Source organism: Oleiphilus sp. HI0117 (assembly GCF_001635235.1).
The window spans coordinates 1-461 of sequence record NZ_LWGA01000411.1 but is presented as its reverse complement, the minus strand read 5'-3'; the positions used below and the strand labels follow the sequence as shown (position 1 = coordinate 461).

Genomic DNA, 461 nt, shown 5'->3' with positions numbered 1-461 from the left:
ATATCGAGCTTAGTGAATCTGAAATCGCCACTATTGAAAGCTGTATCGAAGAGATCAAGTCGACATTGCTTGAAGAGATTAATGAAGACCGCGATATACTCTTACCCTACAGCGATGAAACTGATGACGACAGCGAAACTCACTACGATGCCTGTCTTGAAAGCTGGTGCACAGGCTTTATGGAAGGTTTCTTCTACAAAGAAAAGGCATGGTTCTGCAAAGGTGAAGATGTTACCGCCGAATTGCTACTTCCTATCATGGCCCTTTCAGGCCTATTTGATAGTGATGAGTTTCAAGAAATACGTCGAAACGAAAAGCTTTTATCCCAATTCGAAGAAATTATGCCGGAGCAATTGGTGGATATCTTTCTTTTCTATCATTCGGATTAAGTGCCAAGGTCGCCTCGACACAGCGGCCTTCATCACTATATTCAACCGTTTCACACAGAGATCGGANCAGCG

Annotated in this window: 1 protein-coding gene; it reads left to right on the top strand. The window is 43.3% G+C overall.

All coding sequences use genetic code 11. The annotated features are described in order from the left end of the window. On the top strand, positions 1-389 hold a 389-nt coding region (locus A3757_RS04825; RefSeq protein WP_068739237.1), incomplete at its 5' end, for a UPF0149 family protein. Between the last annotated feature and the right edge of the window lie 72 nt (positions 390-461).